Source organism: Streptomyces sp. NPDC039609, assembly GCF_055596705.1.
This window is the reverse complement of sequence record NZ_JBVIUJ010000018.1, coordinates 94,870-120,046: the sequence shown is the minus strand read 5'-3', so window position 1 is coordinate 120,046 and position 25,177 is coordinate 94,870. Positions and strand designations below refer to the sequence as shown.

Annotated in this window: 28 protein-coding genes and 1 pseudogene; 8 read left to right on the top strand and 21 right to left on the bottom strand. The window is 71.2% G+C overall.

Annotated features, from left to right (window positions below; genetic code table 11):
• Positions 1-87 precede the first annotated feature (87 nt).
• Complete coding sequence (locus ACZ561_RS36805; protein WP_471003921.1) at positions 88-1,635, top strand: alpha/beta fold hydrolase; 1,548 nt, start codon at positions 88-90, stop codon at positions 1,633-1,635.
• A 51-nt stretch (positions 1,636-1,686) separates the two neighbouring features.
• On the opposite strand, the gene ACZ561_RS36800 is transcribed toward ACZ561_RS36805, so the two are convergent.
• The 5 genes from ACZ561_RS36800 to ACZ561_RS36780 all read right to left on the bottom strand — a co-directional run bounded on the left by ACZ561_RS36800 (position 1,687) and on the right by ACZ561_RS36780 (position 5,473).
• On the bottom strand, positions 1,687-2,559 hold the full coding sequence (locus ACZ561_RS36800) for an amino acid ABC transporter permease (protein WP_471003920.1): 873 nt from the start codon (positions 2,557-2,559) through the stop codon (positions 1,687-1,689).
• Positions 2,556-3,200 carry an amino acid ABC transporter permease gene (locus ACZ561_RS36795; RefSeq protein WP_471003919.1) on the bottom strand — a complete coding sequence of 215 codons (645 nt, stop codon included), beginning with the start codon at positions 3,198-3,200 and terminating at the stop codon, positions 2,556-2,558. Before ACZ561_RS36795 ends, ACZ561_RS36800 begins: the two co-directional genes overlap by 4 nt.
• Positions 3,201-3,214: 14 nt before the next feature.
• The gene (locus ACZ561_RS36790) at positions 3,215-4,132 is read right to left on the bottom strand and encodes a glutamate ABC transporter substrate-binding protein (protein WP_471003918.1); all 918 of its coding nucleotides are present in this window, start codon (positions 4,130-4,132) and stop codon (positions 3,215-3,217) included.
• Between the two features lie 13 nt (positions 4,133-4,145).
• Positions 4,146-4,892: an amino acid ABC transporter ATP-binding protein gene (locus ACZ561_RS36785; RefSeq protein ID WP_471003917.1), complete on the bottom strand. Its 747-nt coding sequence runs from the start codon at positions 4,890-4,892 to the stop codon at positions 4,146-4,148.
• A 143-nt stretch (positions 4,893-5,035) separates the two neighbouring features.
• The gene (locus ACZ561_RS36780; protein WP_471003916.1) at positions 5,036-5,473 is read right to left on the bottom strand and encodes a DUF6278 family protein; all 438 of its coding nucleotides are present in this window, start codon (positions 5,471-5,473) and stop codon (positions 5,036-5,038) included.
• A 112-nt stretch (positions 5,474-5,585) separates the two neighbouring features.
• On the opposite strand from ACZ561_RS36780, the gene ACZ561_RS36775 reads away from it, so the two are divergent.
• Positions 5,586-6,542, top strand: a complete 957-nt coding sequence (locus ACZ561_RS36775; RefSeq protein WP_471003915.1) for a glycerophosphodiester phosphodiesterase — start codon at positions 5,586-5,588, stop codon at positions 6,540-6,542.
• Here ACZ561_RS36775 and ACZ561_RS36770 read toward each other — a convergent pair.
• The 3 genes from ACZ561_RS36770 to pcaDC are packed head-to-tail and all read right to left on the bottom strand — an operon-like array spanning position 6,539 to position 9,314.
• Positions 6,539-7,318 carry an exodeoxyribonuclease III gene (locus tag ACZ561_RS36770; protein ID WP_471003914.1) on the bottom strand — a complete coding sequence of 260 codons (780 nt, stop codon included), beginning with the start codon at positions 7,316-7,318 and terminating at the stop codon, positions 6,539-6,541. The genes ACZ561_RS36775 and ACZ561_RS36770 overlap by 4 nt on opposite strands.
• Before the next feature lie 53 nt (positions 7,319-7,371).
• Positions 7,372-8,004: an MBL fold metallo-hydrolase gene (locus ACZ561_RS36765; protein ID WP_471003912.1), complete on the bottom strand. Its 633-nt coding sequence runs from the start codon at positions 8,002-8,004 to the stop codon at positions 7,372-7,374.
• A 41-nt stretch (positions 8,005-8,045) separates the two neighbouring features.
• On the bottom strand, positions 8,046-9,314 hold the full coding sequence (gene pcaDC / locus ACZ561_RS36760) for a bifunctional 3-oxoadipate enol-lactonase/4-carboxymuconolactone decarboxylase PcaDC (RefSeq protein WP_471003910.1): 1,269 nt from the start codon (positions 9,312-9,314) through the stop codon (positions 8,046-8,048).
• Here pcaDC and ACZ561_RS36755 point away from each other — a divergent pair.
• Positions 9,214-9,765: pseudogene (locus tag ACZ561_RS36755) on the top strand (aminotransferase class I/II-fold pyridoxal phosphate-dependent enzyme); the annotation flags it as partial. The gene pcaDC and the pseudogene ACZ561_RS36755 overlap by 101 nt on opposite strands.
• A 48-nt stretch (positions 9,766-9,813) precedes the next feature.
• Here the strand turns inward: ACZ561_RS36755 and ACZ561_RS36750 are convergent.
• From ACZ561_RS36750 to ACZ561_RS36725, 6 genes are all read right to left on the bottom strand, one after another.
• The gene (locus ACZ561_RS36750; protein ID WP_471003908.1) at positions 9,814-10,389 is read right to left on the bottom strand and encodes a hypothetical protein; all 576 of its coding nucleotides are present in this window, start codon (positions 10,387-10,389) and stop codon (positions 9,814-9,816) included.
• On the bottom strand, positions 10,386-11,561 hold the full coding sequence (locus tag ACZ561_RS36745) for an ROK family glucokinase (RefSeq protein ID WP_471003906.1): 1,176 nt from the start codon (positions 11,559-11,561) through the stop codon (positions 10,386-10,388). Before ACZ561_RS36745 ends, ACZ561_RS36750 begins: the two co-directional genes overlap by 4 nt.
• 57 nt (positions 11,562-11,618) lie before the next feature.
• Positions 11,619-12,428, bottom strand: coding sequence for an ATP-binding cassette domain-containing protein (locus ACZ561_RS36740; protein ID WP_471003904.1), 810 nt, complete (start codon positions 12,426-12,428; stop codon positions 11,619-11,621).
• On the bottom strand, positions 12,425-13,474 hold the full coding sequence (locus ACZ561_RS36735; RefSeq protein ID WP_471003902.1) for an ABC transporter permease: 1,050 nt from the start codon (positions 13,472-13,474) through the stop codon (positions 12,425-12,427). Before ACZ561_RS36735 ends, ACZ561_RS36740 begins: the two co-directional genes overlap by 4 nt.
• Positions 13,471-14,490 carry a sugar ABC transporter substrate-binding protein gene (locus tag ACZ561_RS36730; RefSeq protein WP_471003900.1) on the bottom strand — a complete coding sequence of 340 codons (1,020 nt, stop codon included), beginning with the start codon at positions 14,488-14,490 and terminating at the stop codon, positions 13,471-13,473. Before ACZ561_RS36730 ends, ACZ561_RS36735 begins: the two co-directional genes overlap by 4 nt.
• A gap of 87 nt (positions 14,491-14,577) precedes the next feature.
• Positions 14,578-15,297, bottom strand: coding sequence for a GntR family transcriptional regulator (locus ACZ561_RS36725; protein ID WP_471003970.1), 720 nt, complete (start codon positions 15,295-15,297; stop codon positions 14,578-14,580).
• A 144-nt stretch (positions 15,298-15,441) separates the two neighbouring features.
• Between ACZ561_RS36725 and ACZ561_RS36720 the strand changes: the two genes are divergently transcribed.
• On the top strand, positions 15,442-16,443 hold the full coding sequence (locus tag ACZ561_RS36720; protein ID WP_471003898.1) for a Gfo/Idh/MocA family oxidoreductase: 1,002 nt from the start codon (positions 15,442-15,444) through the stop codon (positions 16,441-16,443).
• A 133-nt stretch (positions 16,444-16,576) separates the two neighbouring features.
• Here the strand turns inward: ACZ561_RS36720 and ACZ561_RS36715 are convergent, their stop codons facing one another.
• From ACZ561_RS36715 to ACZ561_RS36700, 4 genes are read right to left on the bottom strand one after another with little or no spacing between them, the layout of a single operon-like run.
• A complete protein-coding gene (locus ACZ561_RS36715) occupies positions 16,577-17,005 on the bottom strand; it encodes a PaaI family thioesterase (RefSeq protein ID WP_471003896.1) in 429 nt (142 codons plus the stop codon).
• Positions 17,006-17,010: 5 nt separating this feature from the next.
• A complete protein-coding gene (locus ACZ561_RS36710; protein ID WP_471003894.1) occupies positions 17,011-18,189 on the bottom strand; it encodes a cytochrome P450 family protein in 1,179 nt (392 codons plus the stop codon).
• 9 nt (positions 18,190-18,198) lie between these two features.
• Positions 18,199-18,870, bottom strand: a complete 672-nt coding sequence (locus ACZ561_RS36705; RefSeq protein WP_376430697.1) for a response regulator transcription factor — start codon at positions 18,868-18,870, stop codon at positions 18,199-18,201.
• Entirely contained in the window at positions 18,867-20,084 is a 1,218-nt protein-coding gene (locus ACZ561_RS36700) for a sensor histidine kinase (RefSeq protein ID WP_471003891.1), read from the bottom strand. The genes ACZ561_RS36705 and ACZ561_RS36700 overlap by 4 nt, the downstream gene beginning before the upstream one ends.
• Before the next feature lie 146 nt (positions 20,085-20,230).
• Here ACZ561_RS36700 and ACZ561_RS36695 point away from each other — a divergent pair, with 146 nt between their 5' ends.
• The 3 genes from ACZ561_RS36695 to ACZ561_RS36685 all read left to right on the top strand — a co-directional run bounded on the left by ACZ561_RS36695 (position 20,231) and on the right by ACZ561_RS36685 (position 22,136).
• The gene (locus tag ACZ561_RS36695) at positions 20,231-20,449 is read left to right on the top strand and encodes a hypothetical protein (RefSeq protein ID WP_471003890.1); all 219 of its coding nucleotides are present in this window, start codon (positions 20,231-20,233) and stop codon (positions 20,447-20,449) included.
• A gap of 109 nt (positions 20,450-20,558) precedes the next feature.
• On the top strand, positions 20,559-21,251 hold the full coding sequence (locus ACZ561_RS36690) for a hypothetical protein (RefSeq protein WP_471003888.1): 693 nt from the start codon (positions 20,559-20,561) through the stop codon (positions 21,249-21,251).
• A 48-nt stretch (positions 21,252-21,299) separates the two neighbouring features.
• A complete protein-coding gene (locus ACZ561_RS36685; RefSeq protein WP_471003886.1) occupies positions 21,300-22,136 on the top strand; it encodes a hypothetical protein in 837 nt (278 codons plus the stop codon).
• Between the two features lie 59 nt (positions 22,137-22,195).
• On the opposite strand, the gene ACZ561_RS36680 is transcribed toward ACZ561_RS36685, so the two are convergent.
• From ACZ561_RS36680 to ACZ561_RS36670, 3 genes are all read right to left on the bottom strand, one after another.
• Complete coding sequence (locus tag ACZ561_RS36680) at positions 22,196-22,561, bottom strand: hypothetical protein (protein WP_471003884.1); 366 nt, start codon at positions 22,559-22,561, stop codon at positions 22,196-22,198.
• 11 nt (positions 22,562-22,572) lie between these two features.
• Entirely contained in the window at positions 22,573-23,499 is a 927-nt protein-coding gene (locus ACZ561_RS36675) for a DMT family transporter (protein WP_471003882.1), read from the bottom strand.
• Between the two features lie 102 nt (positions 23,500-23,601).
• On the bottom strand, positions 23,602-24,210 hold the full coding sequence (locus ACZ561_RS36670) for a dihydrofolate reductase family protein (protein WP_471003880.1): 609 nt from the start codon (positions 24,208-24,210) through the stop codon (positions 23,602-23,604).
• A 181-nt stretch (positions 24,211-24,391) separates the two neighbouring features.
• Here ACZ561_RS36670 and ACZ561_RS36665 point away from each other — a divergent pair, with 181 nt between their 5' ends.
• Positions 24,392-25,132: an SDR family oxidoreductase gene (locus tag ACZ561_RS36665; RefSeq protein ID WP_471003878.1), complete on the top strand. Its 741-nt coding sequence runs from the start codon at positions 24,392-24,394 to the stop codon at positions 25,130-25,132.
• Positions 25,133-25,177: the final 45 nt, after the last annotated feature.

Here is a 25,177-nt window from a genome sequence, read left to right as displayed (position 1 = left end):
TACCGACCAGTTACCCCAGGTAAGTCCTGGCGGTTACCGTCGGGTCACTTTCACTGTCCCCACCAGTGACACGAGTAGGAGTGACCCGTGCGCACACCTCTGGTCTTCGCCGTCTCGGCCGCCCTGGTGGCCGGGACGGCCCTCGGGCTCGCCCCCGCCGCCCACGCCGCCGAGCCCGGCATCCGCTTCGTCGACATCGCCGGAGACGGCGGCACGATCCTCAAGGCCAACGTCGTCACCCCCGCCGGCGCCGACGGCTCCACCCGCTACCCCGTGATCGTGCTTCCCACCAGCTGGGCGATGCCGCAGATCGAGTACCTCGCGCAGGCCAGGAAACTCGCCGACTCCGGCTACGTCGTGGTCAGTTACAACTCGCGCGGCTTCTGGCAGTCCGGCGGTGAGATCGAGACCGCCGGACCGAAGGACGTGGCCGACGCCTCCAAGGTCATCGACTGGGCCCTCGCCAACACCCCGGCCGACCCGGCCAAGGTCGGTATGGCGGGGGTGAGTTACGGAGCCGGGATCAGCCTCCTCGCCTCCGCGCACGACAAGCGGATCAAGGCCGTCGCGGCCCTCAGCGGCTGGGCCGACCTCATCGAGTCGATCTACAGCGGCCGCACCCAGCACCTCCAGGCCGCCGCCCTGCTCGGCGGCGCCGGGTACCTCACCGGCCGCCCGGGCCCCGAACTCCGGCAGATCCTGGGCGACTTCCTCTCCTCCAACCTGGCCAAGGAGGAGGAGATGATCGCCTGGGGCCGGGAGCGCTCAGCGGCCACCCATCTGGACCGGATCAACGCCAACGGCGCCGCGATCATGCTCGGCAACGCCTGGGGCGACACCATCTTCCCGCCGAACCAGTACGCCTCCTTCTACGAGAAGCTCCAGGGCCCCAAGCGCCTGGAGTTCCGCCCCGGCGACCACGCCACCGCCGAGGCCACCGGCCTGTTCGGGCTGCCCAACGACACCTGGACCAGCACGCGGCGCTGGTTCGACCACTACCTCAAGGGCGTCGACAACGGCATCGACCGCGAGCAGCCCGTCCAGCTCAAGTCCCGCTCCACCGGCGGCTACGAGGGCTACCCGGACTGGAAGTCGGTGGGCGCGAACGAGCGGAAGATCGCCCTCGCCGGTACCCAGAGGATCTGGGCGAACGTCGACTCCGGCGCCAACGGCGGCGTCGTGCTGCTCTCCAACGTCCTGGACCAGTTCCTGAAGACGCCGCCCGTCGCCTCGATCCCGCTCCTCCCCCGCCCCTTCGCGGGTGTCTGGCAGTCCGAGCGGTACGGCACGCCACAGCGGGTGCGCGGGACGACGAAGCTGCACACCACGGTCACCTCCACCAAGGAGAGCGGAACCCTCGTCGCCTACCTCTACGACGTGGGCCCGCTCGGCCTCGGCAAGCTGGTCAGCAATGCCCCGTACACCTTCCACGACAAGACACCGGGCAAGCCGTTCGCCGTCGACCTGGAGCTGTTCTCCACCGCCTACGACGTGCCGGCGGGCCACCGTCTCGCCCTGGTCGTCGACACCGTCGACCCGCTCTACATCGAGCACAACCCGACCGGCGCACAGCTGACCTTCTCCTCCCCGTCGGCCGACCCCTCGTACGTGTCGGTCCCGCTGCGGGAGAAGTGATCACCGGCTGCTGCCGGACGGGTTCGGCTCTTGCGAGCTGCTGCGTGGCCGCTAGGGCCTCGTGGGAGGACCCCCACCCGGCAGCAGCGTCTCTGGTTCGGCCGGGTGGACGTCCGCGGCCTTGGTTTTGGGACTGCGACGCTCCACCCGGGCCACCCAGGTGGCGAACCAGGAGAGCAGCATGCACATCCCGATGTAGATCGGCGAGATCACCATCACGACGGGGATGAACGGCAGATCGTAGTCGAGGTTCGACGCGATCAGCTTGCCCGCGTGCAGGAACTCCTCGTAGGTGATGAGGAAGCCGAGCGAGGTGTCCTTCAGTGCCACCACCAGCTGGCTGATGATGGTCGGCAGCATCGCCCGGACCGCCTGCGGCACGAGGACGTAGGTCATGACCTGGGTCTTGCGCATCCCGAGCGCGTACGCCGCCTCCCGCTGTCCGCGGTCGACGGAGTCGACCCCGGTGCGGAACACCTCGGCGAGCACCGAGCCGTTGTAGAGAGTCAGTCCGGCGACCAGCGCGGGCAGCGGCTGGACCTTGAGCGCCACGAAGATGAAGAAGATCATCACAAGCACGGGCATGGCGCGGAAGAACTCGACGAGCAGCGTCGAGACCCAGCGGAACACCGCGCGTTCCGAGAGGCGTCCGGTGGCGAGGACGGCGCCGAGTGCGAGCGAGAACACCGAGGCGTACGCGAAGGCCTTGAGGGTGTTCCCGAGGCCGCGCAGCAACAGCTCCTGGATTCCGATGTATTCGAAGGGCGACCACTTTGTGGCGGTGAACTGCGCGGTGTCGAAGAGGAGATGGAGGATCCAGCCGGCCAGGGCCAGGATCGCGACGGTGGACACGACACCGTAGAGCCGGTGGCGCTTGCGGGTCTGTGGACCGGGGATGTCGTACAGGGCGGTGGAATCGGTCATCGGGCGACTCCCCAGCGCTTCTCCAGGACATTGAAGATCGCGCTGATGGTGAGGGTGATGATCAGGTATCCGACGGCGATCCAGACGAAGGTCCAGATGATGTTGTAGCCGAGCTCGCTCAACGTCTTGTAGGTGCCGAGGAGTTCGGTGGCGCTGAAGGCACCGGCGATCGCGGAGTTCTTGGCGAGCGCGATGAGCGTGGAGCCGATGGGCGGGATGACGGAGCGGAACGCCTGGGGCAGGACGACGGCGTTGAGGGTCTGCCCGAAGGTCATGCCGAGGCTGCGGGCGGCCTCGCCCTGACCGCGCGGCACGGTGTTGATGCCGGAGCGCAGCGCTTCGCAGATGAAGGCCGAGGTGTAGCAGCCGAGCGCGAGGACCGCGAACAGTTCGAAGGGGAGCACGAGTCCGAAGCGCGGCAGGCCGAGTATCACGGCGAAGAAGAGCAGGGTGAGCGGGGTGTTGCGCAGGACAGTGACCCAGACCGTTCCGAAGACCCGCAGGGAGCCGACGGGGGCGACGCGGAAGGAGGCCATCACGAAGCCGAGGACGAGCGCGAGTGCCGAGGAGTAGACGGTGAGTTCGACGGTGCCGAGGAAGCCTTCCCAGTAGAGCGAGAAGTTCTGTGTCAGGACGTCCATGCGTGCCTGCCTCCTCAGCTCGCCGGGTAGCGGTCGATGGCGGGCGGCTGCGGGGCGGGGACTCCGGAGAGGCCGAGGGTCGCGTCGTACGCCTTCTTCCAGTCGCCGTTCCTCTCGTGGACGGCGAGGGCGTCGTCGAGGGCGAAGCGCAGGGCGTTGTCGCTGTGGGGGACGCCGATGCCGTACGGCTCCTTCGAGAACGGCTTGCCGACGACCTTGAGTTCGTCGGGCACCTTGGCCGCGTAGCCCATGAGGATCGTGTCGTCGGTGGTGACCGCGTCGACCTGGTAGGTGAGCAGGTTGTCGACGCAGACGGAGTAGGTGTCGTAGGCGACGAGGTCCGCCTTCGGGTAGTCCTTCTCGATGCGCTGGTACGGGGTTGATCCGGCGGCCGAGCAGACGCGTTTGCCGTCGAGGTCCTGCGGTCCGTGGATGTCGTTCTCGTCGGTGCGGACGAGCAGCGACTGTCCTGCCATGTAGTAGGGGCCGGCGAAGCCGACGAGCTTCTTGCGGTTGTCGTTGATGGTGTAGGTGCCGACGTAGTAGTCGATCTGGCCGTTCTGCAGGGCGGTTTCGCGATTGGCCGAGGCGATGGTCCGGAACTCGATCGAGGCCGGGTCGAAGCCGAGCGAGGCCGACATCATCTTCGCGATCTCGATGTCGAAGCCCGAGTACCGTCCGGTGGCCGGGTCCTTCTCCCCCATGTAGGGCTGGTCCTCCTTGGCGCCGACGATCAGGCGGCCGCGCTGCTTCGCCTTCCGCCAGGTCGGGGAGTCGGGCAGCTGGAACGCCGACTGGACCTGGTAGACCGGGAGTTCGTCGGGCTGCGGGCCCTTGACGGGCGGGCTGCCCTCCTTGCCGCAGGCGGCCAGCGCGGTCACGGCGGAGGCGAGCAGCGCGAGGACCGTGAGAGTGCGTCGCGCACGGTGCATGTCCCGCCCCCGCTCAGTGCTTGAGGATCTTGGACAGGAAGTCCTTGGCGCGCTCGCTGCGCGGACTGGTGAAGAACTCCTCGGGGGCGCGGTCCTCGACGATGCGGCCGTCGGCCATGAAGACGACACGGTTGGCGGCGGAGCGGGCGAAGCCCATCTCGTGGGTGACGACGACCATGGTCATGCCCTCCTGGGCGAGCTGCTGCATCACCTCCAGGACCTCGTTGATCATCTCGGGGTCGAGGGCGGAGGTCGGCTCGTCGAAGAGGAGGGCCTTGGGGTCCATGGCGAGCGCGCGGGCGATCGCGACGCGCTGCTGCTGACCACCGGAGAGCTGGGCGGGGAACTTGTCGGCGTGGGCGGCGAGCCCGACCCGGTCGAGGAGTTCGCGCGAACGCCGGTCGGCCTCCTCCTTCTTGCGCTTGCGAACCTTGATCTGGGCGAGGGAGACATTGGCGAGGACGGTCTTGTGCGCGAAGAGGTTGAAGGACTGGAAGACCATGCCGACCTCGGCCCGCAGCCGGGCGAGCGCCTTCCCCTCGGCGGGGATGGGCTGTCCTTCGATGAGGATGTCGCCGGTCTCCACGGACTCCAGTCGGTTGATGGCCCGGCAGAGCGTCGACTTGCCCGAGCCGGACGGTCCGATGACCACCACCACCTCCCCGCGGCCGACGGTGAGGCGGATGTCCTGCAGAACGTGCAATGTGCCGTAGTGCTTGTTGACGTCACGCAGCTCGATCAACGGATCGACGACGGCCATACGCTGCCCTGCCCCAATTCTCAGCTGTGTCGAGGTCAGCGCAAACTATCCACCACAAAAAGGGACTTCATGCCAGACACGCATGAAAACGGCATTAGCCGTATTTACTGCAGAGAGGTGATCCGAGGCCTCGTCGGGGCCGCTCAGAACTCGGCCGCCTCCCCGTACACCTGGGAGAGTTCCGGCGATCCGCCGACGGCCCAGTCGAGCCCCGCCGTCACCACGTCGATCTCCCGTCCCGAGGCCAGCCGGACCACCGGCCGGCCTCCCGGCCACACCTGCCAGGCCGCCCCCGGCACCGTCCGCACGATGACCGTGCCCAGGTACAGCCCGGCGTCATTGCCCACCCAGGGCAGCTCCTCCGGATCGTCCCGCCAACGCGGCGGAAGCTGGTCGAGCGCCATCAGTGAGCGCGCGGTGTCGTCCAGGCTCACCCCCGCGGCCTGAGCCCTGGCGCGCAGCAGCTCGCACTCGGCGAGCAACTCACCCACCCCCTCCGGATCACGGTCGAAGGCCGCGGCCAAGGGGGACTGATCGGCCTCGGGCCGCTTGCGCCAGATGTCCAGGAACGGGATGTTCATCCGACCAGCGTCGCATTTCACCCTCCGGTGGCACCACCCGGCGCGCGGAGATCGTCCCGGCCCGGGCGGGCCGTTGCGTCCCCGGTGCGGGCCCGGCCATAAGGTGATGCCCATGCCAGAGCCCCAGACCCCGCCGGCCGGCCCGCGACGTGGCCGGCGCACCGCCGCCGTCTCGCTCGTGATCGCCCTCGCGTGCGCCTCGACCGTCGCGTTTCTGACGGCGCGGGAAGCACCGCCCGCCGCCGCGCCCGACTCGGGCCAGGGCCGGGCCGGCGCCGAGCAGCGTGCCGCGAATGCCTTCCTGCGGGCGCCCGGCTCGCCAATGACGGTGATCGCCCACCGGGGCGCCTCCTCCGCCGCGCCCGAGAACACGCTGCTCTCCGACGAGGTCGCCCGCCGGGGCGGCGCCCGGTGGATCGAGAACGACGTCCAGCCGAGCCGGGACGGAGTGCCGTACATCCTCCACGACGCCACGGTGGACCGGACCACCGACGGGACCGGGCCGATCCGCGGACTGACCGCCAGGGAGCTGAACCGGCTCGACGCCGGCTCCTGGTTCGCCCCCGCGTTCACCGGCGCACGGGTCCCCACCCTCGCCGCCCAGCTGGACGATCTGCGTCTTCGGGGCGGGAACCTGGTCCTGGAGATCAAGGGCAGTCACAGCCGCGAGCAGGTGGCGCGGATCGTCAAGGAGGTACGCGACCACGGCATGGCCGACCGGGTGCTGGTGCAGAGCTTCGACCCCGAGGCGCTGCGACACACCCGCGCGCTGGCCCCCGAGCTCCCCCTCGGCCTGCTGCGCGACACGCTTGACCCCGACCCGGTCGCGGTCGCCGAAGAGCTCGGGCTGAGCGCCTACAACCCGGCCTTCGGCCAGCTGACGGCCCACCCCGAGACCGTGGCGAAGCTCCATGCGGCGGGCGTGGCCGTGATGGTCTGGACGGTCGACACCGCGGACCGTTGGAAGACCCTGGACTCGCTCGGCGCCGACGCGGTCATCACCAACCGACCGGCCGAACTGGCCGGCTGGAACGCCGCCTGGGCCCAGGGCCGTGGGGCGGGCTCCTAGACGTCCAGGTCGACGACGACCGGTGCGTGGTCGGACGCGCCCTTGCCCTTGCGCTCCTCGCGGTCGACATAGCTGTCCTTGACCGCGTCGGCGAACGGCTTGTTGCCGTACACCAGGTCGATGCGCATCCCGCGGTTCTTCGGGAAGCAGAGCTGGCGGTAGTCCCAGTACGTGAAGGGGTGGTCGTACTTCAGCGGCCGCGGGACCACGTCGGCGAGGCCCGTCTCGCGCAGTCCTGCCAGCGCGGCCCGCTCCGGGTCGGTGACGTGGGTGAGGCCCTCGAAGGCCGCCCGGTCCCAGACGTCGTCGTCGGTCGGCGCGATGTTGTAGTCGCCCAGGACGGCGAACGGCCGCTCCCCCGCGGCGTCCTCGGCGACGGCCGCCTGGAGCGCCTCCAGCCAGCGGAGCTTGTACGCGTAGTGCTCGTGGGCCACCTCACGGCCGTTGGGCACGTAGACCGACCACACACGGACCGGGCCGCAGGTCGCGGCGATCGCCCGGGGCTCCTGCGCGGTCTCGTAGTCGGGCCCGCCCGGCAGGCCGGTGACGACGTCCTCCAGACCGACCTTGGAGAGCAGGGCCACGCCGTTCCACCGTCCGGTGGCGTTCACCACCGACTCGTACCCCAGCTCGCGCAGCTCGTCGGCGGGAAACTGCTCGACGGTGCACTTGGTCTCCTGGATGCACAGCACGTCCGTGCCGGTGCTCTCCAGCCAGGCCAGGAGTCGGGGCAGGCGGGCGGTGATCGAATTGACGTTCCAGGTCGCGATGCGCATGAGCGCAAGCCTAACGGCGGGGTGTGACAGTCACCCGCCCCGCGGCCGGTGGATCACAGCTCGGTCGAGTCGCCCGGCGTCAGCCGGCCGTGGTCCGTGCCGCCGAGGGCGCCGATCTGCCGGTCGTAGATGGGCCGGGCGAGGTCGGTGAGCAGGGCGTCGTGGACGTCGATGGCCCGGCGCGGCTTCACCTCGCGTACGTAGTCGATGACCTCGGAGATCTTGCTCCAGGGGGCCATCACCGGCAGCATCAGCGTGTCCACCGGGTGGTCGGGGACGGTCAGCGCGTCGCCCGGGTGGAAGACGGAGCCGTCCACGAGGAAGCCGACGTTGGTGATCCGGGGGATGTCCGGGTGGATCACCGCGTGCAGCTCGCCGTGGACCTGGACGTCGAAGCCGGCCGCGCTGAAGGTGTCGCCGTGGCCGACGGTGTGGACGCGGCCGGGGAAGGCGGCCGAGAGCTTCTCCGCGACGCTGCGCAGCGTCCAGATCTCGGCCGCCGGGTTGGACTCCAGGCCGGCCCGCAGCCGGTCCTCGTCGAAATGGTCGGCGTGCTCGTGGGTGACCAGCAGGACGTCGGCGCCGAGCGCCGAGTCCTCCTCGCTGAAGCCGCCCGGGTCGATGACGAGCGTCCGCCCGTCCTTCTCCAGACGGACACAGGCGTGCGACTTCTTCGTCAGCTTCACGGGACTCCACCTCACGACGGGCCGGACGGGGCCCGGTCAGCCTACGCCTGGGGGGTGGTCTCTTCCTTGATCACCCGTCCCACCACACGCAGGGCGCTCTCGGCCGCCGGCAGCCCGCAGTAGACCGCGGTCTGCAGCACGACCTCCCTGATCTCGTCCGGGGTCAGACCGTTGCGCAGGGCGGCCCGGGTGTGGTCGCCGAGCGCGTCCTGGTGGCCGCCCGCGATCAGCGCGGTCAGCGTCACGCAGCTGCGGGTGCGACGGTCCAGACCCTCGCGGCTCCAGACCTCGCCCCAGGCGTAGCGGGTGACGAGGGCCTGGAGGTCGGCGCCGAACTCGTCGTCCAAGGCCTGGTCCACATGCGCGTCGCCGAGGATCTCGCGGCGCAGCTTGACGCCGTGGTCGTACGGGTCGGGCCGCACGTCCCCCTGCTCCTCGCCCGCCGGCTCGGCGGGCGCGATCTCGGCGACGGGCACGACCGGGGCGGAGACGGGCGGCATCGCCAAGGCGGGCAGGGCGCTCTGCGTGTCGTGCACGATCCCGGCGAAGTGGCTGGTGAGCAGCTCGGTGACGGCGGCGGGCTGCTCGACCGGGGCGAGGTGGGAGGCGCCGGGGACGACGGCGAGCCGGGCGTCGGCGATCCCGGCGACCAGCGTGCGGGCCTCGGCGGGTCCGGTGACCTGGTCGTCGGCACCGACGAGCACGAGGGCGGGGATGCCGATGCGACCGAGGGCTTCCCGTACGTCGAAGCCGGCGAGCGCCTCGCAGGCACCGATGTAGCAGCCGGGGTCGGTGGTGCGGACCATCTGCACGGCCCACTCGACGATCGCGGGCTGCGCCGCGCGGAAGGCGGGGGTGAACCACTGCTCGGGGGCGGTGCGGGCCATGGGTTCGAGGCCGTTGGTCCGGACGATCACACCGCGCTGGCGGAACTCGTCGGCGCTGCCGAACCGGGGCGAGGCGGCGACCAGGGCGAGGGAGGCGACCCGATGGGGCGCCCGCAGGGCGAGGTCGAGGCCGACCGCGCCGCCGATGGAGCAGCCCACGTAGCCGAAGCGCTGGACGCCCAGCTCGTCGAGCGTGGCGAGCAGGCGGTCGCCCAGCTCGGCGACGGAGGTGAAGGGTCGCGCGGGTGCCCCGCCGTGCCCCGGCAGGTCGAAACGGACGATGCGCCACTGACGGGTGAGCTCGGGTATCTGGCGGTCCCACATGTGCCATGTGGTGCCCAGTGAGGGGCCCAGCACCAGTACCGGAGCGTCTTCTCGCCCGTCGAGGCGGTATTGCAGGGTGTTCGTCAGTGTCTCACTCACTCGCCAGACCCTCTCATCTCCGAGGGAAGCCCTTCCAGGCGGGGCCTGTGGAACCGGCGCGCCTCGTCGGCGCAGGGCGGCTCTTCGCGGCTGCGGCAACGCGGCGAGGGGCAGCCGGGTCCCGGCTGCCCCTCGCGGTTGCTCCCGTGGCGGGACCGGCGCCTCCCGGGCGAGCGCCGACCGAGTGGCGCCGCGCGACGCCCAGGAGGGTGGCCTCCTACCGGCGGCGCACCACGGGTGTCCGGTACCGGCCGGACACCGAGGTGTCGTCACCTCAGGTGCCACCGAGGCGCTGTCGGCCGCCCTGCTCGCCCTCTGCGACCCGGGGGACGAGGTCCTCACGTTCGAACCCTGCTACGACGCCTACTCCGCCTGCGCCGACCTGGCCGGCGCCCGGCTGGTGACCGTACCCCTGGTCTCGGGGGACGACGGCTTCGCGCTGGACGAGGCCGCGCTGCGGGCCGGCTTCGGGTCGCGCACCTCCCGACGACCGGGACCGTCACGGCGTGGTCGTGGAGACCACGAACACCTTCGGGGCGGCGGGGTCGGTGAGGTCGACGGTGATGTCCTGGCTGGGTCGCGGCTTGTCCTTGCGGACGGTGGTGCCGGACCAGTTCTGGTCCGTCGTGAAGTCCCAGCCCGCGATGGCGGCGTCGCGTTCGCCGATGGTGACCTCGCCGGGGACCAGCTCGGAGCGGCTGGAGCCGACGTCGTTCAGGAAGGTGTCGAGCCCGCCGCCGTTCGTCGTGAACTGGACGTACAGCCGACTGGTCTTCCAGTTGCTGGTCTCGTAGTAGGCGACCCCGGTGCTGCCCGCGGGGACCGGGACCTCGAAGACGCGGCGCTTCATCAGCGACGGCCAGTTGTCGACCAGCCCGGTGGCCGAGGACTCGCGCTCCTTGTCGCGACCGCTGTCGCGGCTCTGGCCGGCGGAGATCACCAGATAGCCGGCGGGGATGCCGACGAGCAGGACGATGATGATCGCCGTCAGCCAGCGGCGGCGGATCATGTGGCGCCTGTCCTCCGGCAGCTTGGTCTCCTGCTCGGGTGAGGTGGTCGGGGAGGGAACGGTCATGAATCCGGGTCCTGGGTGGTGCGGGAGGTGCGTCCTTCGGTGCCGCCGCGCAGTGCCTGGGCGTAGCGCTCGTACCGCTCGTGGCGCTCGGCGCGGCGGCGGTTGGCACGGCGGAAGCGGCGGGCCACGAGCCGGGCGAGGTCGGCGGCGCCGACCATGCCGGCCTCGGGGCCGAGTTGGGCCTTGGTGATCCGGGCCTCGGGGCGGTAGCCGCGGCCGGTGAGGTGGCGCCGGAAGGCGTCCCTGGCGGGCGCGATCAGCAGGTCGTCGGCGGCGCTGACGCCGCCGCCGATCACGAAGCAGGAGGGGTCGAGGGCGGCGGCGAGGTTGGCGATGCCGACGCCGAGCCACTGCCCGATGTCCTGGAGGAGCTCGACGCACATGGCGTCGCCCTCGCGGGCCAGCTCGGTGATGAGCGGGCCGGTGATGTCGGGGACGTGCCCCTTGACCCGCTCGATGATGTTGTACGCGACCGGGGAGTCGGCGGCGGCCAGTTCCCTGGCCTCGCGGACCAGGGCGTTGCCGGAGCTGTACTGCTCCCAGCAGCCGCGGTTGCCGCAGGGGCACCGGTGGCCGCCGGGGACGACCTGCATATGGCCGAACTCGCCGGCCACCCCGTACTTGCCGCGCTTGACCCGGCCGTCCTCCAGGATCGCCCCGCCGATGCCGGTACCGAGGGTGATCATGACGAGGTGATCCTCGCCCCGTCCGGCTCCGAAGCGCCACTCGGCCCAGGCGGCGGTGTTGGCGTCGTTGTCGACCATGACGGGGACGGCCAGCCGGGACTGCAGGGAGTCGCGGAGCGGCTCGTTGCGCCAGGCGAGGTGCGGGGCGAAGAGGACGGTGGCCCGGTCGGCGTCGACCCAGCCGGCCGCGCCGATGCCGACGGCGTGCACGTCGTGCCGGTCGGAGAGGTCCAGGACCAGCTCGACGATGGTGTCCTCGACGACCTTGGGGCTCTTGGACTTGTCGGGGGTCTCGGTGCGGACCTTCTCCAGGATGGTGCCGTCCGCGTCGACGACGCCGGCCATGACCTTCGTACCGCCGATGTCGATGCCGACGGTGGGCACCCGGGGCGCGGTCAGGTGGGAGCGCCGCTCTCGGGAGCCGACGGTCCGCAGCGCGGCGCCTCGGGTGGCCCCGCGCTGGGTCAGATCGCGGTAGGTACTCATCGGCTCGATTCTGCCAGGTGCGGTGTCGGGAGGCGGGTTGCGACGGCGGCGCGGGGGCTACGGCGCGGTGGGGCGCTCCAGCTCGTGACGGAGGTCCTCCAGCTCGCTGCCGCCCGCCATCTGCCGGGTCAACTCGTCCAGGGTGACCGAATCCTTGGTGTGGCTGCCCGACATGACACCGCGCTTGAGCAGGATGAAACGGTCGCCGACGAGATAGGCGTGGTGCGGGTTGTGGGTGATGAGGACCACTCCGAGGCCCTGGTCACGGGCGGCGGCCACATACTTCAGGACCACTCCGGACTGCTTGACGCCGAGGGCGGCGGTCGGCTCGTCCAGGACCAGGACCTTGGCGCCGAAGTACACCGCGCGGGCGATGGCCACGCACTGGCGCTCGCCACCGGAGAGGGTGCCGATGGGCTGGTCGACGTCGCGCAGGTCGATGCCCATGCGCAGCAGCTCCGTGCGGGTGGTCTCGCGCATGAGCTCGACGTCGAGGCGCTTGAAGGGTCCGGCGCCCTTGGTGGGCTCGGAGCCGAGGAAGAAGTTCCGCCAGACCGGCATGAGGGGGACGACGGCCAGGTCCTGGTAGACGGTGGCGATGCCGAGGTCCAGGGCCTCGCGCGGGCTGGAGAGCGCGATGTCCTCGCCCTCGATCCGGAAGGTGCCGGCGTCGTGCCGGTGCAGCCCCGCGATGATCTTGATGAGGGTGGACTTGCCGGCCCCGTTGTCGCCGAGGACGCAGGTGATCTCGCCCGCGTGGACCTCCAGGGAGACCCCTTCGAGGGCGCGGATGTTGCCGTAGTACTTGCTGACGTCGTCGAGCTCGACGAGTGCGGGCGCCGGGGCGGTGGGCTGGGGGGTGGTCATTTGGTTGCCTCCACGCGCCTGCGGATCCAGGCGTTCAGCAGGGTCGCCAGCAGGAGCATCGCTCCCAGGAAGAACTTGAACCAGTCCGGGTTCCACTCCGCGTACACGATGCCCTTGCTGGTCATGCCGAAGATGAACGCGCCGACCGCCGAGCCGATGGCGGAGCCGTAGCCTCCGGTGATCAGACAGCCGCCGATGACGGCCGCGATGATGTAGATCAGCTCGTTCCCGACGCCTTCTCCGGACTGGACGACGTCGAAGGAGAAGAGGAGGTGCTGGCCGGAGATCCAGGCGCAGAGGGCCACGCCCATGTAGAGGCCGATCTTGGTCCTGGCGACCGGGACGCCGACCGCGCGGGCGGCGTCGGCACCGCCGCCGACGGCGAAGATCCAGTTGCCGAAGCGGGTGCGCAGCAGGATCCAGGTGGCGACCGCGACCAGGCCGATCCACCACAGAATGGTGACCTTGAGTTCGACGTCGCCGATGGTCAGCTGGGAGGCGAAGAGCTTCCTGGCGGAGGGGAAGCCCTCCATGTCGGCGATCGACTTGGTGGAGACCGTGCCGCTGATCAGCTTGGTGAAGCCGAGGTTCAGTCCGGTCAGCATGAGGAACGTGCCGAGCGTGATGATGAAGCTCGGCAGCTTGGTCCGGGTCAGCATGACGCCGTTGAAGGCGCCGATGGCGAGGGTGACGACCAGCGAGACCCCGACGCCGACCCAGACGTTCGCGGTCATCTGGTAGCTGAACATCGAGGAGATCAGCGCCGAGGTCGTGACCATCACGCCGGCCGAGAGGTCGAACTCCCCGCCGATCATCAGCAGCGCTACGGGCACCGCCATGATGCCGATGGTGGAAGCCGCGTAGAAGACCGTGCCGAGGCTGGAGGCGCGCAGAAAGCTGTCGGCGATCAGCGAGAAGAAGAGGAAGACGGCCGCCGCGCCGACCACCGAGCCGAGCTCGGGGCGGGCCAGCAGTTTCTTCAGCGGGGAGGTGCGCAGCAGCCGCTCGTCGACGTGGTCGAGGTCGGACGGGGCGGTCGCGCTCATCGAGTGCCCCGCTCCGTGTAGCCCTTCAGTGCCTCGGCGTCGTCCTTGGTGATGATCTGGGGGCCGGTGAGGACCGGCTTGCCGCCGCCGAGGACGTCGGCGTTGTACTTGTACAGCCAGAGCAGGTCGACGGCCTCGTAGCCCTGGAGGTAGGGCTGCTGGTCCACGGCGAAGCCGAGGGTGCCCGCGGAGAGCGCGGAGGCGACCTTGGCGTTGAGGTCGAAGGTGTCGACCTCGGCCTCAGAGCCCGCTGTCTTCTTCGCCTGGACGGCGGCGTCGGCGAACGGCGCGCCGAGGGTGACGACGGAGTCGATGGCGGGGTCGGACTGGAGCTTGGCCTCGATGGACGCCTGGACGTCGGGCATGTTGGTGCCGTCGACGTACAGGTTCTGCAGGTCACCGCCGAAGGTGTTCTTCGCCCCGGCGCAGCGCTGCTCGTGGCCGACGTTGCCCTGCTCGTGGAGGACGCACAGCGCCTTCTTCTTCCCGCGCTTGTCCAGCTCCTCACCGACGGCCTCCCCCGCGACGGTCTCGTCCTGACCGATGTGGGTGAGCGCGCCGAAGGCCTTGGACTGCTCGGATCCGGAGTTGACGGTGATCACCGGGATTCCGGCCTTGACCGCCTTCTCGACGGCGGTCTTCATCGCGTCGGGCTTCGCGAGGGTGACGATGAGTCCGTCGACGCCCTTGGCGATGTACGAGTCGATGAGCTGCGCCTGCTGCTGCGCCTCGTCGCTGTGGGCGTAGAGGAAGTTGATGTTGTCCTTCACGGCCGCCTGCTCGGCGCCGTTCTGGACGATGTCCCAGAAGGTGTCGCCGTCGCCCGAGTGGGTCACCATGGCGAAGGTCCACCGGGGGGTGTTCACGGCCGCCTTCCCCTGGGCCGCGGCCGCCTTGCGGGCGTCCTCCGCGCGCTTCCCGCCGGTGCTGCTGCACCCGGCGAGTGCGGCGGTGAGCGCCACCGCGAGCACGGCGCCGACTGCGGCGCGTACCCCTCCTGTCCGAAGCCTGGTCACGAGGCCGTGCCCTCCTTTGTGTCCTTCTGCGTGCATTGCAGTATCGGTCATGGGGATCGCGCGGATCTTCGCGGGGCGGGTGTACGGCTAGGGGCGCACCAGGAGCTGGAACTCGAAGGAGTACCGGGAGGCCCGGTAGAGGTGCGATCCGAACTCGACGGCACGACCGGTGTCGTCGAAGGTGGTGCGTTCCATGGTGAGCAGCGGGGCTCCCTCCTCCTCGGTCAGCAGGTCCGCCTCGGCCGCCGTGGCGGACCGGGCGCCCACGGTCTGGCGGGCGCTGTGGAGAGTGATACCGGCGCCGCGCATGAGGCGGTAGAGGCCGGTGGTCTCCAGTTGTCCGGGGTCCAGGTCGAGGAGTCCGGCCGGCAGATGGTTGCGCAGATACGCCATCGGCTCGTCGTGCGCGGAGCGGAGCCGCTCCACGTACCGCACGTCGCTGCCCTCCGGCACGCCGAGGGCGGCGGCGACCCGGGCGGTGGCGGGTTCCACGCGGTCGGCGAGAACGCGGGTGGCGGGGCGCTGGCCGGCCGCCTCCAGGTCGTCGTAGAGGCTACTGAGCTCCAGCGGGCGCCTGACCTGGCTGTGCACGACCTGGGTGCCGACGCCCCGCCGGCGGACCAGGAGGCCCTTGTCGACCAGCGACTGGATGGCCTGGCGGACGGTGGGGCGGGACAGGCCCAGCCGGGTGGCGAGGTCGATCTCGTTGCCGAGCAGGCTTCCGGGGGTCAGGACCCCCTGCTCGATCGCCGCCTCCAGCTGCTGGGCGAGCTGGTAGTAGAGCGGGACCGGGCTGGTGCGGTCCACGGAGAAGGGTGGCAGCGAGGCGGACGACGGCGGCTTGGACACGGACGGGAGCGTAGCCCGAGGAGAAGATGACAGGAAGTGGTGAAGTCCGATTGTCCTGACAAATCCTTGACAGGGTCTCCGTTCGGCACCACCTTGGGGGCCATGCGCATCGGACTGATCGGAACGGGACGTATCGGGGCTTTCCACGCGGGCGTGCTCGCCCGCCATCCGGAGGTCGAATCGCTTGTCGTGGCGGACGCGGACGCCACCCGGGCCGCTCAGGTCGCCGGGGCGATCGGCGCCGGCGCGGCGCCCACCGTCGACGCCCTCCTCGACCACGCCCTCGACGCCGTCGTCATCGCCTCCGCCACCGCCGCCCACGCCGAGCTGATCGGCCGTGCGGCGGGTGCCGGACTGCCCGCCTTCTGCGAGAAGCCCATCGCCCTGGACGTGCCCGGCACGCTCGGTGCGCTGCGGGCGGTCGAGGCCGCGGGCACGGAGCTCCAGCTCGGTTTCATGCGCCGCTTCGACCCCGGGTACGCCGCCGCCCGCGAGGCCGTGCGGACGGGTCGGCTCGGCCGCCTGCACACCGTACGCGCGGCCACCTCCGACCCCGCCCCGCCGCCCGCCGCGTATCTGCCGCTCTCCGGCGGTCTCTTCCGGGACTGCCTGGTGCACGACTTCGACATACTGCGCTGGGTGACCGGGCGGGAGGTCGTCGAGGTGTACGCCACCGGCTCGGACGCGGGCCCCGCGATGTTCCGCGAGGCGGGCGACGTGGACACCGCGGCGGCGGTGCTCACCCTGGACGACGGCACGCTCGCGACCGCGACGGCGACCCGGTGCAACGGCGCCGGTTACGACGTCCGGATGGAGCTGGCGGGCGAGCGGGACCAGATCGCCGTCGGCCTGGACGACCGGACCCCGCTCACCTCGGTGGAGCCCTCGGGACCGCCCGCCCCGGTCAAGCCCTGGCCGGGCTTCCTGGAGCGGTTCGCCCCCGCGTACGAGGCGGAACTGGACGCGTTCGTCCGGCTGGTCCGCGGCGAGGCACCCAATCCGTGCGACGGCCGCGAGGCGCTTGAGGCCCTGCGGATCGCGGAGGCCTGCGAGCGCTCACGGCGCGAGCGCCGACCTGTCGCGCTCGCCGAGATCCCGTCGTAGAGCGGGATCCCGTCGTGGGCCGGATCCAGTCCTACGTCGGGATCATGTCGTAGCGCTGGATCCAGCCCTACGTCGGGATCCCGTCGTGGGCCGGATCCCGTCCTACGCCGAGATCATGTCGTAGCGCGTCCCCTCAGCCGTTCGCCGAGAGGACCGTTCCCTGTGCCACCGCGCACAGGGTCTCGTCGCCCGCCTCGTCCACCGTCAGCAGGTCGCACCGGACCACGGCCTGCCGTCGTCCCGCGTGGACCACGCTCGCGCGGGCGACGAGCGTGCGGCCCCGCGCGGGGCGGACGTACTGGATGGAGAAGCCGGCGGTCAGCACGGCCGCGCCCAGCGCGGTGCCGGCCGCGAAGGTGAGCGCGTTGTCGGCGGCGTACGAGAGCACACCGCCGTGCGCGAACCCGTTCTGCTGCTGGAGCTCCTCGCGGAGGTCGACCTCGAGCGTGGCCGCGCCGTCGCCGAAGGCGGTGATCCGGGCGCCGACGAGCCGGCTGAACGGCTGGGCGTCCAGGACCTTCCGCGCGAGGTCGAGGTCGAGGTCGTGCGAGGGATCGGTCATCGGGGTCACCACCGGACGGGAAGGCGGCGCACACCGCGGACGAGCAGGCCGGGCATCCACTCCCAAGGAGCGCCCTCGGGGTCGAGTTCCAGCCGCGGGAATCGTTCCAGCAGTGTCCGGATCGCGATGGTGCCCTCGAGACGGGCGAGCGGTGCGCCGAGACAGTAGTGGATGCCGTGCCCGAAGGCCATATGGCCGCGCGGTTCGCGGCGGATGTCGAAGCGGTCCGGTTCGGGGAAGCGGTTCGGGTCGCGGTCGGCGGCCGCGAGGGAGACGAAGACGGCGGAGCGGGCCGGGATGTCGGTGCCTCCGACGGTGGTCGGCTCCTTGGCGATCCGGAAGGTGGTGGTTTCCACAGGCCCGTCGTAGCGCAGCCCTTCCTCGATCACCCCGTCGAGCAGCCCGAAGTCGGCTCGGAGTTCGGCGAGTTGGTCGGGGTGGGCGAACAGGGCCCGCATCGTGTTGGTGATCAGACCGACGGTGGTCTCGTGCCCCGCGACGAGCAACAGGTATGCCATCGCCCGTAGTTCGGGCAGGGAGAGCCGGTCGCCGTCCTCGGCGCGCGTGGCGATCAGCGCGGAGAGCAGGTCGTCCTGGGGACCGGAGGCCCGCTTGTCCTCGATGAGATCGTCGAGGTACGCGCCGAAGCCCTCGACGACCTCCCGCGCGGGGGTTCCGGTGGCCGGCGCGACCAGCTCGTTCGACCAGTGCCGGAAGGAGTCCCGGTCGGCCGCCGGGACACCGAGGAGCTCGCAGATGACGGTCATGGGCAGCGGGAACGCGAAGGAGTCCACGAGATCGGCGCGGCCCGCCGGGGCCATGGCGTCGACGAGTCCGTCGGCGAGCTCCTGGATGCGGGGACGCAGGGCCTCCACCCGCCGCCCGGTGAACTCCCGTGCGACGAGCTTGCGCAGCCGGGTGTGGTCGGGTGCGTCCACGGCGAGCAGGTTGGGGCCGATGACCTCCTCGTCGACCGGGACGACGCCGATGACGGACGGCGACTTCACCAGACGCGGGTCGGCGAGGGCCGCCCGCCCCTCCTCGTGTCCGACGACGAGCCAGAACTCCCAGCCGTCGGGCATACGGATGTGGTGGACGGGACCGCTCTCGCGGAGCTTCGCGTAGTAGGGATACGGATTCGCGGTGAAGTCCGCGCCCCACTCCCCCAGTTCGATGACGGACATCGCCCCACCCTAGGCGGTGTCGTTTTCGTCGAGGAGGCCGGCGTCGTGGACGAGAAGCGCGATCTGGACACGGTTGTTGAGGCCGAGTTTGGCGAGAATCCGTGAGACATGGGTCTTGACGGTCGGCACGCTCATGTAGAGGGCGGCGGCGATCTCGGCGTTGGACTGCCCGCGGCCGACGGCGACGGCGACCTCGCGTTCGCGCTGGGCGAGTTCGGCGAGCCTGCCCGCCGCGGTCGCGCTCCTCGGCTGCTCCGGCCGGCCCGTGACGTGGCTCATCAGCTGGCGGGTGACGGCCGGCGAGAGCACCGGGTCGCCGGAGGCGACGCGGCGCACGGCGGCGACGATCTCGGCGGGCGGAGTGTCCTTGAGGACGAATCCGGCCGCACCCGCGCGCAGGGCGCGCAGCACCTGCTCGTCGGCGTGGAAGGTGGTGAGGACCACGACCTCGGGGGCGTCGGGGCGGGCGCGCAGCAGTTCGGTGGCGGTGAGGCCGTCGACGTGCGGCATCCGGATGTCCATCAGGACGACGTCCGGGGCGAGGCGGGCGACGAGGTCGGGGACGTCCCGGCCGTCGGTGCCCTCGCCGACGATCTCGATGTCGTCGGCGCCGTCGAGCATGAAGGTGAGGCCGGCGCGGACCAGGGGGTCGTCGTCGACGACGAGCAGACGGATGGTCATGAGGGCCACGGTAGCCAGGCGTGCAGGGCGAACCCCCCGCCGGGGGCGGGGCCGTGGTCGAGGCGCCCGCCGGCGAGGGTGGCGCGCTCGGTGAGGCCGATGAGTCCCTGACCCGAGCCGGGGACGTGCGGGACGGGTCCGGTGGGGGCCGGGTTGTGGACGTCGATGGTCAGTCCGTCGCCCGGACGGCCGCGCACGGTGAGGGTGACCTCGCTGCCGGGGGCGTGCTTGCGGGCGTTGGTGAGGCCCTCCTGCGCGATCCGGTAGACGGTGCGGCCGGTGGAGGCGGGGACCGCCTCCGGATCGTCGATCGTGGAGTCGAGGACGACCTTCGTACCGGCCTCGCGGGACTCGGCGACCAGCGCGTCGAGCGTGGCGAGGGTGGGCTGCGGCCGGTCGCCCTCCGCGCCCTCGCCCGGGGCGCGCAGGACGCCGATGATCTGCCGGAGGTCCTGGAGGGCCTCGTGGGCGCTGTCCCGGATGACTCCGGCGGCGCGGGCGACCTGCTCCGGCGGGGCGTCGGGCCGGAACTCCAGCGCTCCGGCGTGCACGCTGAGCAGGGTGAGCCGGTGGGCGAGGACGTCGTGCATCTCGCGGGCGATGGCCTCGCGGGCGAGTCGCTGGGCCTGCTCGGCGCGCAGCTCCGCCTCGGCCTCGGCGCGCCGGGCGCGTTCGCGCAGGGCCTCGACGAGCTGGCGCCGGGACCGTACGAGCATCCCCCAGGCGGTCATGAGCAGGACCAGGATGAAGCCGATGAGGATCCCGGGCACGGTCCCGGTGGCGGGGTCGGGGCGCACGAAGACCTGGGCGGTGGTGCCGGCGAGGGAGAGCGCGCCGACCCAGGCGACCTGGCGGAAGGGCCGCCGGACGGCGAGGCTGAACAGGCTCACGAGGAAGGCGCCGCCGGCGAGGGGCGCGGCCACGCTGACGAGGCTGAGCGCGACCGCGAGGCCGACGGGCCAGCGACGGCGCAGCCAGAGGGCGCAGCAGGCGGCGGCACCGACGACCTGGTCGGCCACGGCGACGGCGTGGCTGTTCAGGTCGTCGGTGGCGTCGGCCGCGATCATGCCGAAGAGGACCGCGAGGAGGAACAGGGTGGTGTCGACGACCCAGTCGCGTACGGTGCGGCGCGGCCTGCGGCCGGGTGGGGCGTCGGCCGGAGGGTCGGCCATGGCCGAGGGCAGCAGCCAGGCGTAGCGGTCCGTACGAGTCATACGAACCAAAGTACGCACGTCAGGGGGGCGGGGCCGGGTCGGAACGGCCGATGGCTACCAAAGTCGCGCGGTACGAGACTTCGGTAGCACCGGCTCTGTCCCACCGGCCGACGCGGGCGCGAGGAGCGCGACGCCAGGATCGGCCCATGAAGAAGATTCTGGAGTTCGTGGGCGGTGTGGTGCTGATCGGCGGCATCGCGGGGGTGCTGCGCGAGTTGACGGGCTGGTTCCCGTTCATGGGGTTCACCCGGTTCCTGACGGAGAACGTCTCGTTCCTGGAGGGCCGGGAGATCCTCACCAATATCGCGATCGCGGTGGTCGGCTTCGCGATCGTCATGATCGCCGACACCAAGCGGCGCACCTGACGCGACATCCGCCGTTCCGGTCGCTCGGTTGACCCGGACGGATCCCGGGCGCTGCGCGGCCGTCGGAGGTGTAGTGGGGTGGTGGCGACACCGACAGGGGGCTACCGACGTGAGCCGACAGCACGCCACCGACCCCCCTGCGGGGCCGCAGCGGCAGGACGAGGTCGCCGGCGAGGCCCGCTGGCCGATGGCCACCGCCGTCGTGGCCGCGATGACGCTGACCCTGTTGCTCCCCGACGCCCTTCGGCTGGCCCCCAGCTGGGTGCTCCCCAGCATCGAAGGCCTGCTCCTGCTTGCGCTGATCGCGGGAGACCCGGGCCGGATCGACCGCCGCTCGGCCGCCCTGCGCGCCGTGTCGATCGCCTTGGTCGGTGTCCTGGCGCTCGGCGCCGTCTGGTCGACCGTCCAGTTGACGGACGACATCATCCACGGTGGGAAGGAGACCGCCTCCGCGGCGAGTCTGCTGCAGACCGGCGGGACCGTCTGGGCCGGCACCGTCCTCGCCTTCTCCCTGCTGTACTTCGAACTCGACTGCGGTGGTGCGGCGGCCCGCGCCCACCACATGCCCGCCGCTCCGGCGCTCGCCTTCCCCCAGCAGCTCAGCCCCGAGCTCGCCACCCCCGGCTGGCGTCCGCGCTTCGTGGACTACCTCTACCTCGGGCTCACCAACGCCACCGCCTTCAGCCCGACGGACGTCATGCCACTGGCCCCCTGGGCCAAGATGGCCATGGCGGTGCAGTCGCTCGTCTCCCTGCTCATCCTCGGCCTCGTCGTCGCCCGCGCCGTCAACGTGCTGACCTAGCGCATGCCCGAAAGGCGCCCTTTGTCGCCAACGGGATACAGTCGGCGGGTGGGCAGAGCCGAGGAGCACGCCGAGGGTGCGGGACCGTTCACGACCCGGCTCACCTGGCGACCACGGGACGGGGGCACCGCGGTCTGGGAGTCCCGCCTGGCCCGCAAACGAGCCCGGCTGACCGTACGGGCCACGGGCGAGGCGGAAGCCCGCACCCGACGGGCGGACGCGGTGGCCGTCGCCCGCGCGCGCAGGCTGAACGCCATCGCTGCGGGCGCGTTCACGGTCGGCGGCGCGCTCTTCGCCCTCGGAGCCGGACTGGCGCAGTTCGGCCCGGGCGACGTGACGAGCGCCTGGATCTACTTCACCGGCGGCCTGTTCTTCAACACCGGCGGGTACGCCTCACTCCTCCAGAGCATCAACACACCCCGCCGGGACGGCGAGGCGGGCAGGCTCACCGCGCGGCCCTGGTCGTGGTGGCGCTACGAACCGGCCCGGATCGACTGGCTCAGCACCTTCCTGCTGTTCGCCGGCACGCTCGTGTTCGGCGTCAATCTGCTGAGTTCCCTGCTCCAGGGACTCTCGGTGCATCAGATGAACCGGCTCGTCTGGGCCCCCGACATGGTGGGGTGCACCCTGTTCCTGGTCTCGGGGCACCTCGCCCTGGTCGAGGTCTGCCACGGCAGGCCGCGCGTGCGCGCGCACGACCTGGCCTGGTGGATCGTCGCGATCAACCAGCTGGGGTCGGTCCTCTTCATGGTGTCGGCACTGGCCGCCTTCACCCGGCCGGCGACCGGGAATCTGCTCAATGTCGACATCGCGAACTGGGGCACGCTCGCGGGAGCGGTGTGCTTCGCCGTCGGCGGGGTGCTGCAGTTCTCCGAGCGTCCCTGACCTCGCCCCGTACCTTGCCGCCGGGCGGCGCGTCGCCGACCGCTACGCGCGGGTCCGGGTCAGGCGCTCGCCTCGGTGAGGCGGGTGACCTCGGCGAGGTGCTCGGCCATGCGGTGGGAGACCGAACCGCTGGTGTAGAGGACGCTGCCGACGACGGCGAGGGGAACCGAGCCGCCGAGCACGGCGAGGAGCTCGGGCCAGTCGCGTTCGTCGACGCACCTGCTGTCGCTGTTGTGCAGGTTCTCGCTGCTCCAGCGGGAGACACAGTCCTTGCTCCGGCCGTCCCACTCGGCCTCGTACGGCGAGAAGATCAGCACGGCCAGCCAGATCCACATCAGTCCGGCGAGGGCCAGCAGCCCGAGTCCCCATCCCTGGGTGCGCCGTGCGCGGGCGCGGAATTCTATGTCGTACGAGAGTGAACGCATGGCGCAAGAACCTACCGGCCGCCCTCGTCCGCGGCTCGACGGCCCCAACTCGTCCCCGCGAGGACGAGAACGGCGCCTGCGATGCCGAGCACACCGGGCCGGTCACCGGCGATCGCGATGCCGGCGGCCGCGGCCCACAGGGGTTCCGTCCCGAGCAGGAGGCTGACGCGCGAGGGGGAGGTGCGGCGGACGGCCCACATCTGCACGAAGAAGGCGAAGAGCGTGCAGAAGACGGAGAGGAAGAGCAGCCCGGCCCATTCGCGCGGGCCGAAGTCGAGCGCCACCGACCAGGGGGACGCGCCGGTGCCGGGGGCGGCGGCGAGCAGGGCGAAGACGGCGACGGCGGAGCCGAGTTGGACGGTGGTGAGGGAGAGCGAGTCGGCGCCCTCGACCGCCTTGATCCGGGACATGGCCAGCACGTGCACGGTCCGGGCGAAGGCGGCCAGCAGCATCAGCAGGTCGCCGAGGGACGGGGTGGTGAAGCCTCCGCCCTGGGTCAGCAGCACCACGCCGGCCACCGAGAGCCCGGCGGCGGCCAGGAAGGCGCGGGGCGGCCGGGTCCTGGTGACGGCGGCCTCGGCCAGCGGCGTGAAGATCATGGTGAGGCTGATGATCAGGCCCGCGTTGGTGGCGGAGGTGTGGACGACTCCGTAGGTCTCCAGGAGGAAGATCCCGCTGAGGATCAGGCCGAGAAGTCCGGCGCCGCGCCACTGGGGGGCGGTCAGCGCCCGCAGCCCCCGCCACCCGGCGACGACGAGGGCGGGCAGGACGACGGCGAACCGCAGGACCAGGACGGCGACGACCGTGTGGGTGGTGGTGATGCCCTTGGCCGCGAGGTAGCTGGCGCCCCAGACGACGGCGACGAGCAGCACCGGGAGGTCGGTGAGCCAGGCGCGGCGCGGGGCGCGAAGGGGTACGGAAGCGGCAATCGACGTCATCGCGGGCCTGCTCCAACTCGTCGGACGGGGTGGAGACTTCGGCGGCTCGCACGCGGGACGATCACCGTACCCGGAGAAACCGGTGGCGGCTACATGTTTCGGCTACACATAGCTCCCGTACTCGGGGCGGCCCGCCAGTTCGTACGTACTGATGGCGATGCCCGAGCCGGTCGTCCTGGTCCCGACGTTGCGGAAGGCGGTGGGCCGGGCGCCGTCGAAGAGGTTCAGGCCCGTACCGAGGACGACGGGGAAGACGAGCAGGTGGAGCGTGTCGATGAGGTCGGCGGCCAGCAGGGACTTGGCGAGGCCGCCGCTGCCGTGCATCTGCACCTCGCCGTCCAGACGGTCCTTCAGCGCCGCCACCTCCTTGACGACGTCGCCGCCGAGGACGGTCGTGCCGGCCCAGTCGGCCGTCTTGAGGGTGGTGGAGGCGACGTACTTGGGGAGGGAGTTGAGCTTCGAGGCGACGGGGTTGGCGGGGTCGGTCTGCTTCGGCCAGTAGCCCGCGAAGATGTCGTACGTACGGCGGCCGAGCAGGAAGGCGGCGGGCCGCTGGAACACCTCGTCCATGAAGGCGCCGAAGTCGTCGTCGCCGTACGGGACGGACCAGCCGCCGTGCTCGAAGCCGCCGCTGGGGTCCTCGTCGGGCCCGCCGGGTGCCTGGTAGACGCCGTCGATCGTCACGAACTGGGTGAGGGAGAGCTTGCCCATGGTGCTGCCCTTTCGCTTCTGCCGGGATCCCCCGGTCCATCGTGTCTCACAAGCTCCGACTCCACCGCTCGGCGGAACTCATCGGTGGGCGTCGGTGTCCGATTGCCGCCAGCACCGTGACGACCCGCCGAGTTCGATTGAACCCGCAACCACTTGGCAGTGTTCTTACGGAGGTTTCGGGATGTCCACGATGAACGGCAAGGCGGTCCTGGTGACGGGCGGCAGCCGCGGGATAGGCGCCGCGACGGCGCTCCGGCTGGCCGAGGAGGGCGCCGACGTGGCGTTCACCTACGTGACCGGCGAGGAGCGGGCGAACGAGGTCGCCGCGCGGATCGAGGCGACCGGCCGCAAGGCGCTTCCCCTGCGGGCCGACGCATCGGACGCCGGGGACGCGGCGGGCGCGGTGGAGTGGGCGGCGGACGCCCTCGGCAGGATCGATGTCCTGGTCAACAACGCCGGGGTCGGGGTGGTCGCCCCGCTGGAGTCGCTGGCTCTGGCGGATGTGGACCGGGTCCTCGCGGTGAACATACGAGGGGCCTTCCTCGCCGCCCAGGCGGCGGCCGCGCGGATGGACCGGGGCGGGCGGATCATCACGATCGGCTCGTGCATGACGCAGCGCGTACCGGGGCCCGGCGGCACGCTCTACGCGATGAGCAAGTCGGCGCTGATCGGACTGAACAAGGCGCTGGCACGAGAGCTGGGCGGCCGCGGCATCACCGCGAACATCGTCCACCCGGGGCCGGTCGACACCGACATGAACCCGGCGGACGGCCCGTACGCGGCGGACCAGGCGTCCCTGACGGCCCTGAGCCGCTTCGGCACGGCGGACGAGGTCGCGGCGACGGTGGCGTTCCTGGCGGGCCCGGGCGCGGAGTACGTGACGGGCGCGGAGTTCTCGGTGGACGGCGGCCACGCGGCGTAGACCGGAACAACGCCCCGACCCGAACGACGGCCCCCTCCTCGGCGG